The sequence below is a fragment of the Leptospira selangorensis genome (assembly GCF_004769405.1).
GTDB classification, from domain to species: Bacteria; Spirochaetota; Leptospiria; order Leptospirales; family Leptospiraceae; genus Leptospira_B; species Leptospira_B selangorensis.
This window is the reverse complement of record NZ_RQES01000018.1, coordinates 501123-514741: the sequence shown is the minus strand read 5'-3', so window position 1 is coordinate 514741 and position 13619 is coordinate 501123. Positions and strand designations below refer to the sequence as shown.

15 protein-coding genes and 1 tRNA gene are annotated in these 13619 nt (G+C 41.0%); 12 read left to right on the top strand and 4 right to left on the bottom strand.

Features of this window, described 5'->3' with window-relative positions; genetic code table 11:
• The first annotated feature begins 27 nt into the window (after nucleotides 1-27).
• The 7 genes from EHO58_RS19575 to EHO58_RS14830 all read left to right on the top strand — a co-directional run bounded on the left by EHO58_RS19575 (nucleotide 28) and on the right by EHO58_RS14830 (nucleotide 4962).
• Complete coding sequence (locus tag EHO58_RS19575) at nucleotides 28-570, top strand: DNA primase (protein WP_135664598.1); 543 nt, start codon at nucleotides 28-30, stop codon at nucleotides 568-570.
• Nucleotides 571-612: 42 nt separating this feature from the next.
• Nucleotides 613-1944, top strand: a complete 1332-nt coding sequence (locus EHO58_RS14855) for a 6-hydroxymethylpterin diphosphokinase MptE-like protein (protein ID WP_135680425.1) — start codon at nucleotides 613-615, stop codon at nucleotides 1942-1944.
• Between the two features lie 108 nt (nucleotides 1945-2052).
• Complete coding sequence (locus tag EHO58_RS14850; RefSeq protein ID WP_135626220.1) at nucleotides 2053-2544, top strand: response regulator; 492 nt, start codon at nucleotides 2053-2055, stop codon at nucleotides 2542-2544.
• Nucleotides 2477-3856, top strand: a complete 1380-nt coding sequence (locus EHO58_RS14845) for a HEAT repeat domain-containing protein (RefSeq protein WP_135680424.1) — start codon at nucleotides 2477-2479, stop codon at nucleotides 3854-3856. Before EHO58_RS14850 ends, EHO58_RS14845 begins: the two co-directional genes overlap by 68 nt.
• A complete protein-coding gene (locus EHO58_RS14840; RefSeq protein ID WP_135626219.1) occupies nucleotides 3856-4347 on the top strand; it encodes an LIC_11959 family protein in 492 nt (163 codons plus the stop codon). Before EHO58_RS14845 ends, EHO58_RS14840 begins: the two co-directional genes overlap by 1 nt.
• Nucleotides 4344-4844: a hypothetical protein gene (locus tag EHO58_RS14835; protein WP_135680423.1), complete on the top strand. Its 501-nt coding sequence runs from the start codon at nucleotides 4344-4346 to the stop codon at nucleotides 4842-4844. Before EHO58_RS14840 ends, EHO58_RS14835 begins: the two co-directional genes overlap by 4 nt.
• A 44-nt stretch (nucleotides 4845-4888) precedes the next feature.
• Nucleotides 4889-4962, top strand: a tRNA-Ile gene (locus EHO58_RS14830).
• A 237-nt stretch (nucleotides 4963-5199) separates the two neighbouring features.
• Here EHO58_RS14830 and vapC read toward each other — a convergent pair.
• The 3 genes from vapC to EHO58_RS14815 form a co-directional block, all read right to left on the bottom strand.
• On the bottom strand, nucleotides 5200-5598 hold the full coding sequence (vapC, locus tag EHO58_RS14825; protein ID WP_135680422.1) for a type II toxin-antitoxin system tRNA(fMet)-specific endonuclease VapC: 399 nt from the start codon (nucleotides 5596-5598) through the stop codon (nucleotides 5200-5202).
• Complete coding sequence (gene vapB, locus EHO58_RS14820) at nucleotides 5599-5829, bottom strand: type II toxin-antitoxin system antitoxin VapB (RefSeq protein ID WP_135626216.1); 231 nt, start codon at nucleotides 5827-5829, stop codon at nucleotides 5599-5601.
• A 172-nt stretch (nucleotides 5830-6001) separates the two neighbouring features.
• Nucleotides 6002-6331: a hypothetical protein gene (locus EHO58_RS14815; protein ID WP_135680421.1), complete on the bottom strand. Its 330-nt coding sequence runs from the start codon at nucleotides 6329-6331 to the stop codon at nucleotides 6002-6004.
• Nucleotides 6332-6587: 256 nt separating this feature from the next.
• On the opposite strand from EHO58_RS14815, the gene EHO58_RS14810 reads away from it, so the two are divergent.
• The 5 genes from EHO58_RS14810 to EHO58_RS14790 all read left to right on the top strand — a co-directional run bounded on the left by EHO58_RS14810 (nucleotide 6588) and on the right by EHO58_RS14790 (nucleotide 12939).
• On the top strand, nucleotides 6588-8471 hold the full coding sequence (locus EHO58_RS14810; protein WP_135680420.1) for a PAS domain S-box protein: 1884 nt from the start codon (nucleotides 6588-6590) through the stop codon (nucleotides 8469-8471).
• 89 nt (nucleotides 8472-8560) lie between these two features.
• Nucleotides 8561-10438 (top strand): alpha/beta fold hydrolase, encoded by a 1878-nt coding sequence (locus tag EHO58_RS14805; RefSeq protein ID WP_135626213.1) that lies wholly within the window; start codon nucleotides 8561-8563, stop codon nucleotides 10436-10438.
• A gap of 60 nt (nucleotides 10439-10498) precedes the next feature.
• Nucleotides 10499-11074: a bifunctional nuclease domain-containing protein gene (locus EHO58_RS14800; protein WP_008592198.1), complete on the top strand. Its 576-nt coding sequence runs from the start codon at nucleotides 10499-10501 to the stop codon at nucleotides 11072-11074.
• Between the two features lie 97 nt (nucleotides 11075-11171).
• Nucleotides 11172-11525, top strand: a complete 354-nt coding sequence (locus EHO58_RS14795; RefSeq protein ID WP_135626212.1) for a phasin-related domain-containing protein — start codon at nucleotides 11172-11174, stop codon at nucleotides 11523-11525.
• A gap of 97 nt (nucleotides 11526-11622) precedes the next feature.
• Nucleotides 11623-12939, top strand: coding sequence for an MFS transporter (locus EHO58_RS14790; RefSeq protein ID WP_135626346.1), 1317 nt, complete (start codon nucleotides 11623-11625; stop codon nucleotides 12937-12939).
• 31 nt (nucleotides 12940-12970) lie between these two features.
• Here EHO58_RS14790 and EHO58_RS14785 read toward each other — a convergent pair whose 3' ends face one another.
• The gene (locus tag EHO58_RS14785; protein ID WP_135626211.1) at nucleotides 12971-13579 is read right to left on the bottom strand and encodes a hypothetical protein; all 609 of its coding nucleotides are present in this window, start codon (nucleotides 13577-13579) and stop codon (nucleotides 12971-12973) included.
• Between the last annotated feature and the right edge of the window lie 40 nt (nucleotides 13580-13619).

Below are 13619 nucleotides of genomic sequence, written 5' to 3'. Positions count from 1 at the left end.
GGGATTGACAGAGAAGAGAAATTGAGAATGATGGTAGTTTCAAAGGCCTCTATCCCCTCTCAGGAATACAAAATGACCCAGAACCAGAATTCAGAATTCGATATTGTAACTTTGATTGAACTGGCCAAAAAAAACAAGTATGAAAGAGCCGTAGCCGGCTTCCAAATCCTGGATAGAATCGACAGACTCGAATTACCTAAAAAGATCAAAGGACGCAAACTTGCCGTCCAAGCGATGTTTGCACTCGCAAACGACGAAGTTCAGTATAAATACGTAACTAAAGAAGAAAGAGCTATAACCGAAGCGGAAGCTCAAGGAAACGGAGCTACTTACTCCCAATTCAACGGACTATTCGAAGCTCCTCAGGCCCCTATCGCAGAAGAAGATATGGAAGAAGATTTCATTCCGGAAGAAGCTGCAAAACCTCTTATGGACATGGAAGATGGTGAAGAGGGAGAATCCTACGACGAAGAGGAAGATGATTCCGATGACGACGAGGATGAAGACGAAGAAGATGATGATGATTCTGACGACGATGATGACGACAAGGAAGAAGAAGACGAGGATTAATCCATCTTCCAGCTTGTCCGGCAATCTGACGGTTCTCTGAATTTGAAGGAGGAAAATTCCTCCTTCCATCTACATTCCACACAAAATCCAATCAAAGAGGGAGAGAGAATCTCCCTTTCTATTCCAAATCCAATCCAAAAAGACGAACTTCTGATCCTAATCGGGATTGGTTGTGGGTATCATGCGATTTCTTATTTGAAATCCGTCGAAGAACCTACAAAAATCCTTCTACTTGAACCATTCTCTGAACTTGAATCCTTGGTTGGTCCAGAACTTAAGGAAAAATTAGGTCCGGTTCCGATCTATTTCGGTTGGGAGAAGTTTTCAAACTTAGACAAATCCGACTGGATGCCTTCCGGAACCAAGAATCTGCGAATTTTCATTCATCCGAATTATTCTAGACGTTATCCTGATCTAAGCCAGAGGATTTCTTCCTTCTTCCAAAAGAAGGAGCCTATTTCTCAAAACAAACTTGCGAAGCAGGAATTCGGAAGACTCTGGGTCAGAAACTTCTTTAAACATCTGAAAATTTCCTCAGAAAGTCCAAACTCGTATCGTATTTTAGGAAAAACCCTTTCGCCTAAGACAGGTAGAGTCGGATGTTTTGTAGGAGCTTCGCCAAATTTAGAATCTGAGATCGATTGGATCCGGCAAAATAAAGAAAAATTATTCTTACTTAGTTCAGACACCGCACTTGGATATTTATTAGAAAATGATATTCAACCTCATGCGGTTCTCTCAATAGATAGCGGACTTGGAACATTCTACCATTTCCCGGAGAGTATTCCTGAGAATATTCCGATCTTCACCTGGTTTGGAGGAGCTTGTCGGATCTTCGACCTCAAAAATCCAAAGATCATTTATCTTTCGACTCATCCACTGGACCAGATCCTGGGAGCAAAATTTTATCCGAAAGCACCGATCTTAGAAAACCCAACCCTAAATGTGGCAGGTCTTGCAGTTTCTTTACTCCAATCCTTAGGAGCAGAGTCCGTTCTATTAAAAGGATTCGGTTTCGAAAGAGAAGGAGGAAAAACTCACTGTAGATCCACCGGTTACGAAAGATACGACAGGTTCTTCATCGATAGAAAAAGAAGTTTATACAATTCGAGATATACACCTGAATCTAGATGGAAAACAAGAACGAGCGTCCTAGAAATATTACAAAAATGGAGTCCTATCCCAATTCTTTCCGAAATCGACTCTAAGATCGAGGCATTCTCCGATTGGAAAAATTCTTTGGAGAGCTACCCTTCTTCCTTTCCTGGCTCTGGACAGAATTGGAGAAAACTTTGTTCAGGAATTTCGGAATTTCCAAGCGAGATCCAGAACCTTCTTCCCAGAGAAACTAAACTTTTAGATCCAAGAACCTAATTTTGAGTCGAAGAACCTACAAGTGAAAGATTCTACTACTTGACATTCCGGGAGAATTCTCCAAAACTCTCTAGTTCCGGGAAACCGGCAGCCTTTCGGTCAGGGATTATGAATAAAGGTTATATTATTTGTGTCGATGATGAAGTGTCGGTACTGGAAACTCTCCAGGAACAGCTTCATAACGAATTCGGAAAAACTCATGAGATCGAAACCGCGAGAAGCGCCGAGGAGGCACTTGCCTTATTGGATGAGATCCAAGCTTCCGGTTATGTGATCGAAGTTATCATTACGGACCAGGTGATGCCCGGTATGAAAGGAGCCGATTTTTTGGAATCGGTCCATAAACGGTCTCCTGATTCGATCAAAATTCTGCTCACCGGTCAGGCCGGTTTGGATTCCGCAATCCACGCGATAAATTTCGGGGGATTGAGCAGATACGTGGAAAAACCCTGGAACATAGAGGATCTAACCAGAGACATCCGATCTTTGATAGAAAAGTTCCGGCAGAACCTGGAGAATCAACATTTAGTCAATGAGCTTAACAGAAGAATTAAGGACCTCGAAGAAGAAAACCGCAAACTGCAGCAAACAGGTGAATAACCAGCTGAAGTTTGTCAGTAAAATTTCCATTGGATGCGTCTATGCGCTCTCCCTGGTACTTTGTTTGTTTTCTTTCGGCTCCTTAGCCGCCAAAGAAGCTCCGCCTAAACCAAAATACACGGAAGAACAGATCCGCAAAAAGAAAGAAGTTCTCTACCAGATCCTAAAATACGGGACCACAAAAGAAAGAGCAAGTGCTCTCAGAGAACTAGAAGATTTTCCAAAAGAAGACGCAGGAGAATTATACGATCAAGTCGGAGTGATCCTTTCCAAGGATCCGGATTGGTCCATGAAGATCTATGCACTAAGAATTTCAGGGATCCTGAAACTCACACAATTCGAAGATAAGATCATCGCATTATTAAAATATGACCAACAAGATGTGCAGAAAGAAGCAGTCTATGTAGTCAAAAAGCTCAAATTCGATTCCGGAATTCCGGTCTTAACCGAATTGCTTAAGGCCCAAGACTTCACTAAAAATTCGAATTTTCTGATCGCTCTCATTGAAACCTTGGGAGAATTTCCTCAGGCAAGTGAGCCATTCTCGGTCTTAGAAGCAAGATTCCAAGAGAAGTTTAATGACCCGGAAATAAGAGCTCAGATCGCTCTCTATTTCGGAAAAGTAAAAAAGTCCTCAATTGAGAATGTTCTGATCGCAACGGTAAAAGACGAAAAAGAACCGATCACACTTCGAGCTTATTCAGTAAACGCACTCGGAAAGATCAAATCAGAGGCTGCCATCACTCCTCTTAGAGAACTTCTAGAAAAGATCCGTGCCTTAAAATCCAAGAACGATATCCAAGATTACCAAGCGCTCAAGATACACACAATCACAGCTCTTGTTTCCTTAGGAGATAAGGAAATTATAGAAGAATTATATTCATTCGCAAGAGACGATGATGCGATGGTTCGACTTCGAGCCATCAAACATTTGGCAGAAACCGAAGACCCTGCAGTCATCGAAATTTTAGAATATAAGGCACAAAGAGACCCTAGCGAAAAAGTAAAACGTGCGGCCCAAAACGCATTAGACACACTTCGCAAAAAACTAGATCCGAATTTTGTTCCTACAAGCTCGGACACTAAACCTGTAAAAGATACAAGCACCCGAAAAGCTGGAGGTTCAAGTTCTTCTTCCAAAAGATCCAGACCAAGCAGCGGAGGCGGAGAAGGTTCCAATCCTGTTCCATTAAGCGGAGAAGGAAGCGGATCTTCTTCCGGAGGAAGTGGTGGTGGATCCGGTTCAGGTGGCGGTTCTTCCGGAGGAGGAAAACCTGGCGGCGGAGAATCTGAGGATCTGGAAAACGATTAATGAAACAATTCCTTCTCCTATCCGCAGTCCTTTGTTTGATACCTACATCGGATGGGAGAAGATTGGATGCGGAACCCGCTGGAAACACTTACCGCGGAACAATCACTCTAAAAGAGCCAAGAGCCCTCGATATAAAAGAATCCTTAACGGATTCTTCTCCTAATTATCCGGAAACAATCAAACTATATTACCAAGGTTTAAAAGAGAACTACGTAGTATTCTATGATTGGAACGGGCATACATTATATTATAAATATAGAGATAATAAATTCGATAGAAGATTAAGAAAATATGTATCTAAGCTAGCAGCTGGCGCACCTTATGAGGTCACAGGAGAATACCAGGGAGTATTCGTATTCGAAAACAAAACCATTCGAAGATTTAAAAAAAAGGGAGAAGATACACTTGCAGATAGAAAAGAAAAACAATCCATCCCGGTATTCCAGCTAGTCAAATATAGAGAATTGATCTTGGAGGAAATCATCTTTTGATCCGACTTCCCTTCTCCAAAATTTTTCCGTTCTTAGTCCTACTCACAAGTTTATCCTTAGATTCCGTTCCTTTAGATCCGGACCAAAAAGTCTACCAGCCAGGAGAAACATTCACAGAGGATTTTATTAAGATAGATTTCCCTGAAAAAGCTTTGGTCCGGACCGAATCTAGAAAACGTTGGCGGGCGGTTCCACTCAAAGACAGACCCTGGCTAATAATCTGGCGCAAATTGGACCGAGTAGGAGAAGAAACCCTCGGAACAAAGGTATTAGAAGCAATATTTCCGGACACAACACCCGAAAAATTCAGCATATCCAGGACGGAGATACTACGCTGGTCTAAAGAGGATAATTCCGGAGGAAACCCACTCCAGCTCTATTTCTTCCTACTCCGAAAAGAAAACAAAGCCTATACATTCTATATCGCTTTTTACAAGGAACGCCAAGACCTGAAAGAATGGTTTTCCAATCCGAACCGATACCTAAACCCCCAGTAAAATCGACTTGCTAGGAGGCGCGGTCCTCAAAAAATGGAGCCTTCGGGCCTATAGCTCAGTTGGTTAGAGCAGCAGACTCATAATCTGCGGGTCGAAGGTTCAAGTCCTTCTGGGCCCAAGAAATAATTCCCTACAATCAATATAAAGTTCCAGAAGGACTTGAAGCTTTTGCACGAAAGCATTTGCAGCGATCCGTAGAGAGCGTCGCAAATGCGCCGCGAGCCAAGGATGGCGAAGCGAGTGCAAAAGACGCCGTGGAGCTAAGTTTGCCAGGAAGGCAAACTGCGTAACGGCAAGTCCAACCTTATTTCATCATACTACAGATTCAAAATCTCCGGGTTGCAAGTCCTTCCTATTACACCGACCAATCTTCTATTTTCAAATTCTTCACCCTCTTGAATTCTTTCGTGTTGTTCGTAACAAATATAAGACTACGAGATAAAGCTTGGGCAGCTAAGAGTGTATCTATGGATCCAATCAAAGTACCAGATTTTCTTAGATCGGCTTTAATGATCCCAAACGATTGTGCATCGGATTGTTCGAAAGGAAGGATCTCGAATATGGTTAGAAATTCTATTAAAGAAATTCTATTTTTCTCTTTATATTCGCTATTCTCTATGCCAAATTCCAATTCAGCAAGTGTCAAAGAAGATATGAATAAACCCTTATTCATATTTTTCTTTAGTTTATCTAATATCCTTTGATTTTTCTTTTTGATAAGAAAAATGCAAATATTAGTATCAAGAAGGTACATTTAAAAACTTTCTCGTTCCGATTCAGAAAGTTTTCCCCGCCCCTCTTTCAAAAAATCATCACTAAAACCGTTCAAGCCATCAAGAAACACATTCCATGCTTTATTCTTAGGAACTAGTATAACTGCCTCTCCTACTTTTTGAATAAAAACATCATCACCCTTGAATTGAAATTCCTTAGGCAATCTAACTGCTTGGCTTCTTCCATTTATAAATAATTTTGCAGTTTGCATTGGTTATAACCTTTACGTAGATATATACCATGATATATCACAAGTCAATTCCTATTTAACCCCGTGGAAGGGATACGAAGGGCGCCAGTCCGGGCCAATAGCCCGGATGAGCGCGAATGCGTGGATCCGCCCAAAATTTTTTGTAGGAGTTCCGACACGCCGCCAACAAACCTTACCCGCCTACCCCGTGATCCAAATTCGTTCTCAAAAACCAATCCACTCCAAAATATAAAAATATACTTCCCGAATAGAACAGAAGGAAAAAGACCCATTTCCATTTGGATCCGTAACCTAAGCCAAAGTAGATGAACACGAACACATTCAAAATATGTTGAATACCAACGACTAGATAGAGCCAGAGAAATGCGCGATCCAAAGCAGTAAGATGTCCGTCAGGAAAACCGATCAGAGATCTTTCATAGAAAAAATATACGGAGAGGAAGATCGAGATAAGTCCCAGATAGATCGCAGTTGGTAAAATTCGTTTTTGGAATGTGTTCATGTTTGCTCTGAAATTTCGTGTGTAGGATCTTCGACGAACCTAGTTGAAACAAGACATAAACTATTTAATGAGACAGAATAAGGTAAAGAAATCTTAATATTATGTCTTTTGCATTAGTTTTTCGGAAAACTGGAGTTATTAGAGGCCAGTCTAAATTTTTCAGTTTTGCTTGCTCTCCCATTTGGGATGTCTTAAATTGTGTCAGAATGCGCAAATTAGTCAAAACTTTGACACAGTTTACGTTAGGAGAGTCGGGATGATCCAGACTGTTGAAAAAATTTTTAGAGAATACTTCCCCATCCCGGAAGAAAGAAAGAAAACCATTCTTCTCGTGGAAGATGAAGCGATCATTGCCCTCTCCGAAACTCAGAGATTGAAAAAGAATGGGTTCAGAGTTATCTCCGCTTACACCGCAGAGGAAGCTGTCCAAATAGCGACTAACGACTACACCATCGACTTGGTTCTCATGGATATTGATCTTGGAAGAGAGGAAGATGGCACCGACGCAGCAGTTCGTATTCTAAAAACAAGGGACATCCCGATCGTTTTTCTCTCCAGCCATATTGAGCCGGAGATCGTTGAAAAAACGGAGAAGATTACTTCTTACGGTTACGTTGTTAAAGATTCAGGAGAAACCGTTCTAATCGCTTCTATCAAAATGGCTTTCAAACTTTATGAGTCTCATCTTCGTTTAAAAAGAAGTGAAGAATCCCTAAAAGAAAACCAGGAACTACTAAAAGCAACATTAAGATCCATAGGAGACGGAGTTATCTCTACCGATGAACTCGGCAATATTACGGATATGAATTATGTTGCGGAAACTTTAACCGGCTGGTCCAGGACAGATGCGATCGGTGAACCTATAGAAAGAGTTTTTAAAATAGTAAACGCTAAGACTAAAAGGAGGATGAGAAACTCCGTAGATGTGCTAATCCCCAAAGAAAAGAATATGGGCTTGGACAACCAAGCATTACTTCTTTCTAAATCAGGTTCCGAACATAGGGTTGCAGAAAGTTCCGCTCCTATCAGATCTGAAAAAGGTTATACTATCGGTTCCGTTTTAGTCTTTCGGGATATTTCCAAAGAATATAGTTTGTTGGAGAATATTAAAGAAAGTGAAACTAGATTCAAAACCGTAGCAAACGCTGCTCCTGTGATGATCTGGGTTTCCGGGTTGGATAAAAAATGTAATTGGTTCAACCAAACCTGGCTGAATTTTACGGGAAGAACGATGGAGCAAGAATTTGGGGACGGCTGGGCAGAAGGTGTTCATCCGAAGGATCTAGAAGAATGTATCCAGATCTATTCCAGTCATTTCGACCAAAGAGAAGCGTTTAGCATGACCTATCGTTTAAAAAACAAAAACGGTGACTGGAGATGGATCCAAGACAATGGCCTTCCTATCACCAACGCATCAGGGATTTTTACGGGTTTTATCGGTTCCTGCGTGGATATCACGGAAGCAAAAGAAGCATTAGAAACCTTAGCGAAAGACCTTCATGAAAGGGAATATCTATATACGGAACTCCAACATAGGGTAAAAAATAGTATGAGTATGATCAGCTCTATCGTAGAGATAGAAGCATCCAGGTCTTCAGATGCTAAGCTGGAAAATACTTTGGAAAATTTAGTAAATCGGATCCACTCTGTAGGGAATTTGTATGAGATGTTATCTACTTCAAACAATTCTCATTCTGTTCGTTTGGATCGTTATATCCAAAAGATCACTGAAAATCTACTGAATGCATTTAAGGAAAAAACGAAAGAGATCTCTTTGCAGCTTGATCTAAACGACCTGGAGATAGACGTAAAAAGTGCAATCCCTCTAGGGCTTATCTTGAATGAACTAGTAACGAATATTTTCAAATACGCATTTCCTAAAAAACAGGAAGGCAAAATTTCCATCCGACTTTTCAAAGAAGAATCTTGGGTAAACCTAGTAGTCTCTGATAATGGAGTTCCTTTTCCAAAAGATTTCCGCACGGATTATTCCCCTGGACTAGGACTTCAACTTGTGAATATGTTAGTCGATCAGTTAAAAGGAAAGATCGAATGGAAATTGTATGGAGAGAAAGAAGTCTCTATCCGTTTCTGCAATAGAGAAGAACATTCGGATCAATTTACCTTCATAAAATCCTAAAAATTTCTTCCTGATTTTTCTAAATTTCGGGTTCAAATTAGTCAGAATTCCAGATTGCCAGGGTACAGGGTGAAATGGAAACTTAAACTATGGACCAGACCCTAGCCCGAAAGGTCAACCCCAAGCCCCGCAGGAAAGGGGGCGCTTATGCGGTAGGAGCGGAAGATATTTATATCTTCCCACTCTCAGAAAGTACGAATCTATTTCTGCAAAAAGTTTGGACTGCATTCGTAAACAAAATGGTCTCAATGACCCTTCCGAATGGAAAACCTGTATTCCAATATGCAATTTTCGAGGCGATCCAAGATAAAAATCTGAAGATAGTAGCATCTGCCACTCATTTCAGAATGAAACAGGTGACTGATAGGATCGGTCTCCAAAGTATCGATGACTTTATCCGCAATACTATTCCAATCTCTATCCAAGATCCGGGAAATCTTTCCGCCAGATATTTGAGAGAAGCAATCCTCTCTGTAGAAAAGAAAGCAAGACCGGAAGTTTATTTCCATAGTTTGGACGATGAAAGAGTTCATCCCAACTTAAAGCAGCTTCTTACCAAAACTATGAACTATGCTGCAGGAATTCCATTATTCGTGAAGGGTTTTCCGATCGGTATGTTATGGGGGATCCGCAGGGACAATATGAGTCCCGAACAGGAAGAAGAAGTTCGCCAACAATTATACAGTCTTTATGATGTAGTGGACTTTGTGATCTCCAAGGAGATGGACCTAAAGGGAGATCCGTATTACGCGCGTAAGAATATCGAAAAATCGGATCTTCATTCCAGAGCAAAACATCTATTCTATACCAGAGGTTTTGGCCAGGATGAACCTGTTACCACCATTGTATTCGATTCTCATACCTACCAAAGATCTTATCGTCTAGACGCGAGCTTTCTAATTCCCTCGGGAGATGGCTACTCCGTCAGTTTAAAACGTTTCGAACCTAAGGAAAGGAATGATACCGGTAAGAACCTTCTTCTTATCCCTGGTTTCTTTTGCAGAAGGTCCGTAATGGACAAAGTAGCCAGAGAGTTATCACTCCGCCATGGTTATAGAGTTTTCTCCATGGACATGAGGGGAAGATCCAGAAGAACCCTGCCACTTTTTGGGATTCGAGAAGGCTGGACTGTGGATGATTTTATCCAAGAAGATTTTCCGGCGGTTCTTGCATGGATCAAAGAGAATTTTCCAAACGAAGAATTAGTCGTAGTCGGTCATAGTATGGGGGGAATGATCCCTCGGTTCTATTGTTCTGCGTATGAAGAGATCGTAAAAAGAAAAAAAGGCTCTTCTGTTCCGCTTCCTCGTCCGGAAGAACTGATCTCGGGGATTGTTTCGATTACTTCTCCCAATTTTGTTAGATTACAGGCGCAGATCCCGGGTCTAGATATTCTAAAAATGGGACTAAAATTAGTTCCTTCTAAAACGATATCCGATTTTCTTTTCGATCTTACTTCTTTTTCTTTGCAAACTACTCTTCCAACTGTGGACCTGAATAAATTTTTTAAATTTCTTTTGGGATTACATTCTTCTCTGAGAGCAGTTTCTTTCGATCTTCATGCAAAAGTTGTAAACCTAAGAGACTTCGTGGGGTACAAACAGATCTCTCCTCCTGAATGGTATTTTTTGATCGAAGATATTTTCTGCGAAGAATCCACAAAAGTAGTTCTTCAATTTTTGAGATCTCAATTGAGCCAAGACAGATCTTTTCTTTCCTACGACGGAACTTTGGATTATACCGCGCTCCAAAAAAATCTGAAGATCCCACTTTTTTCAGTTCTGGGTTCCGTGGATAAAGTGGTTCCGAGTGAAACAATCGAGAACGATCTTGCTGCACTTCCTCACAAAAAAAATAAGATTCTTTCGTACGAACAGGGTCACTTAGGTATCGTTTTCCACATGCCGGTGGTGAAAGAAATGTGCTCGGAAATTGACTCCTGGATCAAAGGATTGGACTCGACTTGATCCCCAGGTTTAGAACGCTTGACATTTCGGGAAACGAAAGATAGGTTCAAATACTAGGAAATGGATCTTTTGGAAGCGACCATATATAATATCTCTCTCACGAATGTGGGCTTTGCCGTATTTTTGAAGGCAAAAGACGATTCGGATCAGAGGGTTGTTCCGATTTTTATCGGTCCTCTAGAAACACATTCCATCACTTCAGTTTTAGAAGGTACAAAACCTCCTAGACCAATGACACACGATCTGATGACAATTCTACTCACCACTCTGGGAGTGCAGATCGTAAAAATCGCAATCGAAGAAATCATCGATAATACTTTTTACGCAAAGATCACTCTACGTAAAGACGAGGAACTGATCGTTCTAGATGCAAGACCGAGTGATTCAATCGCACTCGCTCTTCGCGCTAATGCTCCCATCTATCTGGCAAAAAAAGTCATCGAAGAAGCAGGGATCGTAATGAAAGACGACGAGATCCCGGGCGAGACCATCGGAAAAGAAAAAATTTCCCAGCTGCCTAAGTCTCAGTTGGAGATCCTACAGGATTCTTTAGACAATGCTCTAAAAGCTGAGGATTATGAGACCGCGGCAAAGATCAGGGACCAGATCCGGAAACTTCTGGAAAACCCCTCTTAATTTCTTTTCAAAACGGTAAAAAATCGGATTTTTCCCCCGAACATACTGGACCTAAGTCCTTTCCTTTTGTATCCTTGGTTCCCTTGGAGCAACAATCATGGAAAAATCTCTAATGGACATCCTAAACGCCGGAATCGCATTATTTCAATCCGGAGAAGATAAACTAAAACAAAGCCTTACCGACCTGGACCATGCCTACCAGGACCTTAAAAACAAGGGAGCGCAGAATCAATCGGAACAAGCAAATAGACTTAGGGATCTGATCCAGAAAACAGTAGGAGATGCTCAGGACAAACTGCTGAACGCAAACGAAAGTTCTAAGGCCGTGATCAGTCAGCTAAAAGAGAATTTCGAAAAAATTTCCGTACAAATTGACGAAGCTCTTCCGGAAGAATTTAAAACAAAGGCTAAGTCCGCTTTAGAAGAGCTGAAAAAGCTTACTAAAAAGTAAAATTCGGAAATATTGATAAAAGTTATCCCTTAGAAAAATTCGGGACAAACAAACCGGGTCCCGGATACTAGGCCTCATCTTATTCAGGCCACCCATGATGAGGAAACAATCCTTCATATTAATACTTACAGTCTTCATTGACATGATGGGATTTTCCCTCATCTTCCCTATCTTTCCGGAAACATTAAATCATTTCCTTGCTCAGGCAGGAGATCCAGTCCTGGATCTTTTGGCCGGTTGGACTTCCCGAATTTTGGATGGAAGAACAAGCGACTGGAAACTTTTCGTGGCACTCTTCGGTGGGATCGTAGCTAGTTTATATTCAATACTTCAATTTTTGTTCTCGCCTATCTGGGGAAAACTTTCGGATAGCACCGGTCGCAGACCTGTTTTAGTTTTTACCTGCACTGGTAGTTTTTTAGGATACCTAGTTTGGTTATTCTCCGGAAGTTTTTCATTATTCGTTCTTTCTAGACTGATCACCGGTCTTATGGGAGGAAATGTTTCTGTGGCAACTGCTGCGATGGCGGATTCCACTTCTGAACAAGATAGAACGAAAGGAATGGGAATGATCGGAGCCGGGATCGGTCTTGGATTTATTGCAGGTCCTTCTATCGGTGGAATTTTAGCTCATACGGATCCTTCTTATCTTCTTCCTTTTTTACCTTTGGACAAGATGACTATCTTCCCTTCGGTAGCCCTGATGGCAACTGCTGCATCCTTTGTAAATTTACTCTTAATACTTTTTAGATTCAGAGAAACTCTTCCGCATAACCTGCGTAAAAAACCGGAAGGAAGATTACATCCTGCTTTAGGAGTTTTTGATCTAGGTTCCAAAGAGATCATGTATTTGGGATTCTTGAATTTATACTTCTTATTGTTCTTCTCAGGATTCGAATTTTCTTTGAATTTTTATTTGGATCAATTCTTAGGATATAAACCTGTAAGTATAGGATATACTTTCGTTTATATAGGATTGGTGATTGTATTCGTACAAGGTGGAATCATTCGCAGGATCAGCGGAAAAGTTCCTGAAAAAAAAGTGGGACTTCTCGCCTCCGTATTTCTAATACTCGGATTTTCTTTCTTATATTTTTCAAGTGCATCAGTGATTGCTTCAGAACAATCCACATTTCTTTTATTCGTGGCCTTAACTTTCTTAGCAATGGGAAGTGCATTCTTAAATCCAACCGTATCTTCTATCGTATCTTTATTCTCTTCTCCAAGCGAGCAGGGAAAAAATCTGGGGATATTAAGAAGTTTAGGATCTTTCGGAAGAGGGATCTCTCCGATCATATTCAGCGTAATATATTCTCAAAAAGGACCTCAAATATCCTTCTTGGTATCCGGTATCTTAAGTTTTGTTTTTTTAGGTTTGTTCCTGTTCGTAAAACAGCCGGCTTCTAAGAATTAAAGAAGAAGTTACACTTATCGTGACGACGGCGTTAAAGAACCGCGTTTAACGCCTCTTTTAGTCTGTGGAAATGTAGATTTTCATTTAGCTTGGATCCATTTTCCAATCTAAGTAGGAATGTATCTCTTACCTGACCTGAATCTGTTACCGCTTTAAAGGAAAGAATATCTACTCCGAATAAAAATAAGATCTGGGAGATCTCGAATAAGATACCGGGTCTATCTTCCATTCTTAGATCCATCACTGTAGAATCGCTGATCTCGGAATTGAACAGGAAAATTTCAGGAGCGGTTTCCACCTTGGCTCTTAAACTTTCCATTTTTTCCGGATGGTTTGCCAAATAATTCATCACGGACATTCCACCATAGAACAACTCATGAAGATCCGCATGGATAGCATTCAGATGTTCATCCGTCATAGGGGCACCATCTATACGTTTCACGATAAAGATGTCCTGGATATAACCGTCCATGGAGGTTTCGGCGATGGCCTCTTCTATATTCCATCCATGAACATATAGAACTGCTGTTACTCTATAAATAATCCCTATCTCGTTTTTGGAAATATTAACTTTTAGGGCATAAGCTTCGCCCCTTGGGATACAAGAAAGATGTAGAGGTTTTCCTGGAGTAGTGATCATCGGATACCTTTGACGCTAAATGCTGAATTCCTGAACATTA

Excerpts from the sequence above, each read along its gene's own strand:
- EHO58_RS14810 (WP_135680420.1), top strand. The coding sequence starts at position 6,588 with ATGATCCAGACTGTTGAAAAAATTTTTAGAGAATACTTCCCCATCCCG.
- EHO58_RS14785 (WP_135626211.1), bottom strand. The coding sequence starts at position 13,579 with ATGATCACTACTCCAGGAAAACCTCTACATCTTTCTTGTATCCCAAGG.
- EHO58_RS14790 (WP_135626346.1), top strand. The coding sequence starts at position 11,623 with ATGAGGAAACAATCCTTCATATTAATACTTACAGTCTTCATTGACATG.
- EHO58_RS14845 (WP_135680424.1), top strand. The coding sequence starts at position 2,477 with ATGAGCTTAACAGAAGAATTAAGGACCTCGAAGAAGAAAACCGCAAAC.
- EHO58_RS14800 (WP_008592198.1), top strand. The coding sequence starts at position 10,499 with ATGGATCTTTTGGAAGCGACCATATATAATATCTCTCTCACGAATGTG.
- vapC (WP_135680422.1), bottom strand. The coding sequence starts at position 5,598 with ATGTACCTTCTTGATACTAATATTTGCATTTTTCTTATCAAAAAGAAA.
- EHO58_RS14805 (WP_135626213.1), top strand. The coding sequence starts at position 8,561 with ATGGACCAGACCCTAGCCCGAAAGGTCAACCCCAAGCCCCGCAGGAAA.
- EHO58_RS14795 (WP_135626212.1), top strand. The coding sequence starts at position 11,172 with ATGGAAAAATCTCTAATGGACATCCTAAACGCCGGAATCGCATTATTT.
- EHO58_RS14815 (WP_135680421.1), bottom strand. The coding sequence starts at position 6,331 with ATGAACACATTCCAAAAACGAATTTTACCAACTGCGATCTATCTGGGA.
- EHO58_RS14850 (WP_135626220.1), top strand. The coding sequence starts at position 2,053 with ATGAATAAAGGTTATATTATTTGTGTCGATGATGAAGTGTCGGTACTG.
- EHO58_RS14840 (WP_135626219.1), top strand. The coding sequence starts at position 3,856 with ATGAAACAATTCCTTCTCCTATCCGCAGTCCTTTGTTTGATACCTACA.
- EHO58_RS19575 (WP_135664598.1), top strand. The coding sequence starts at position 28 with ATGATGGTAGTTTCAAAGGCCTCTATCCCCTCTCAGGAATACAAAATG.
- vapB (WP_135626216.1), bottom strand. The coding sequence starts at position 5,829 with ATGCAAACTGCAAAATTATTTATAAATGGAAGAAGCCAAGCAGTTAGA.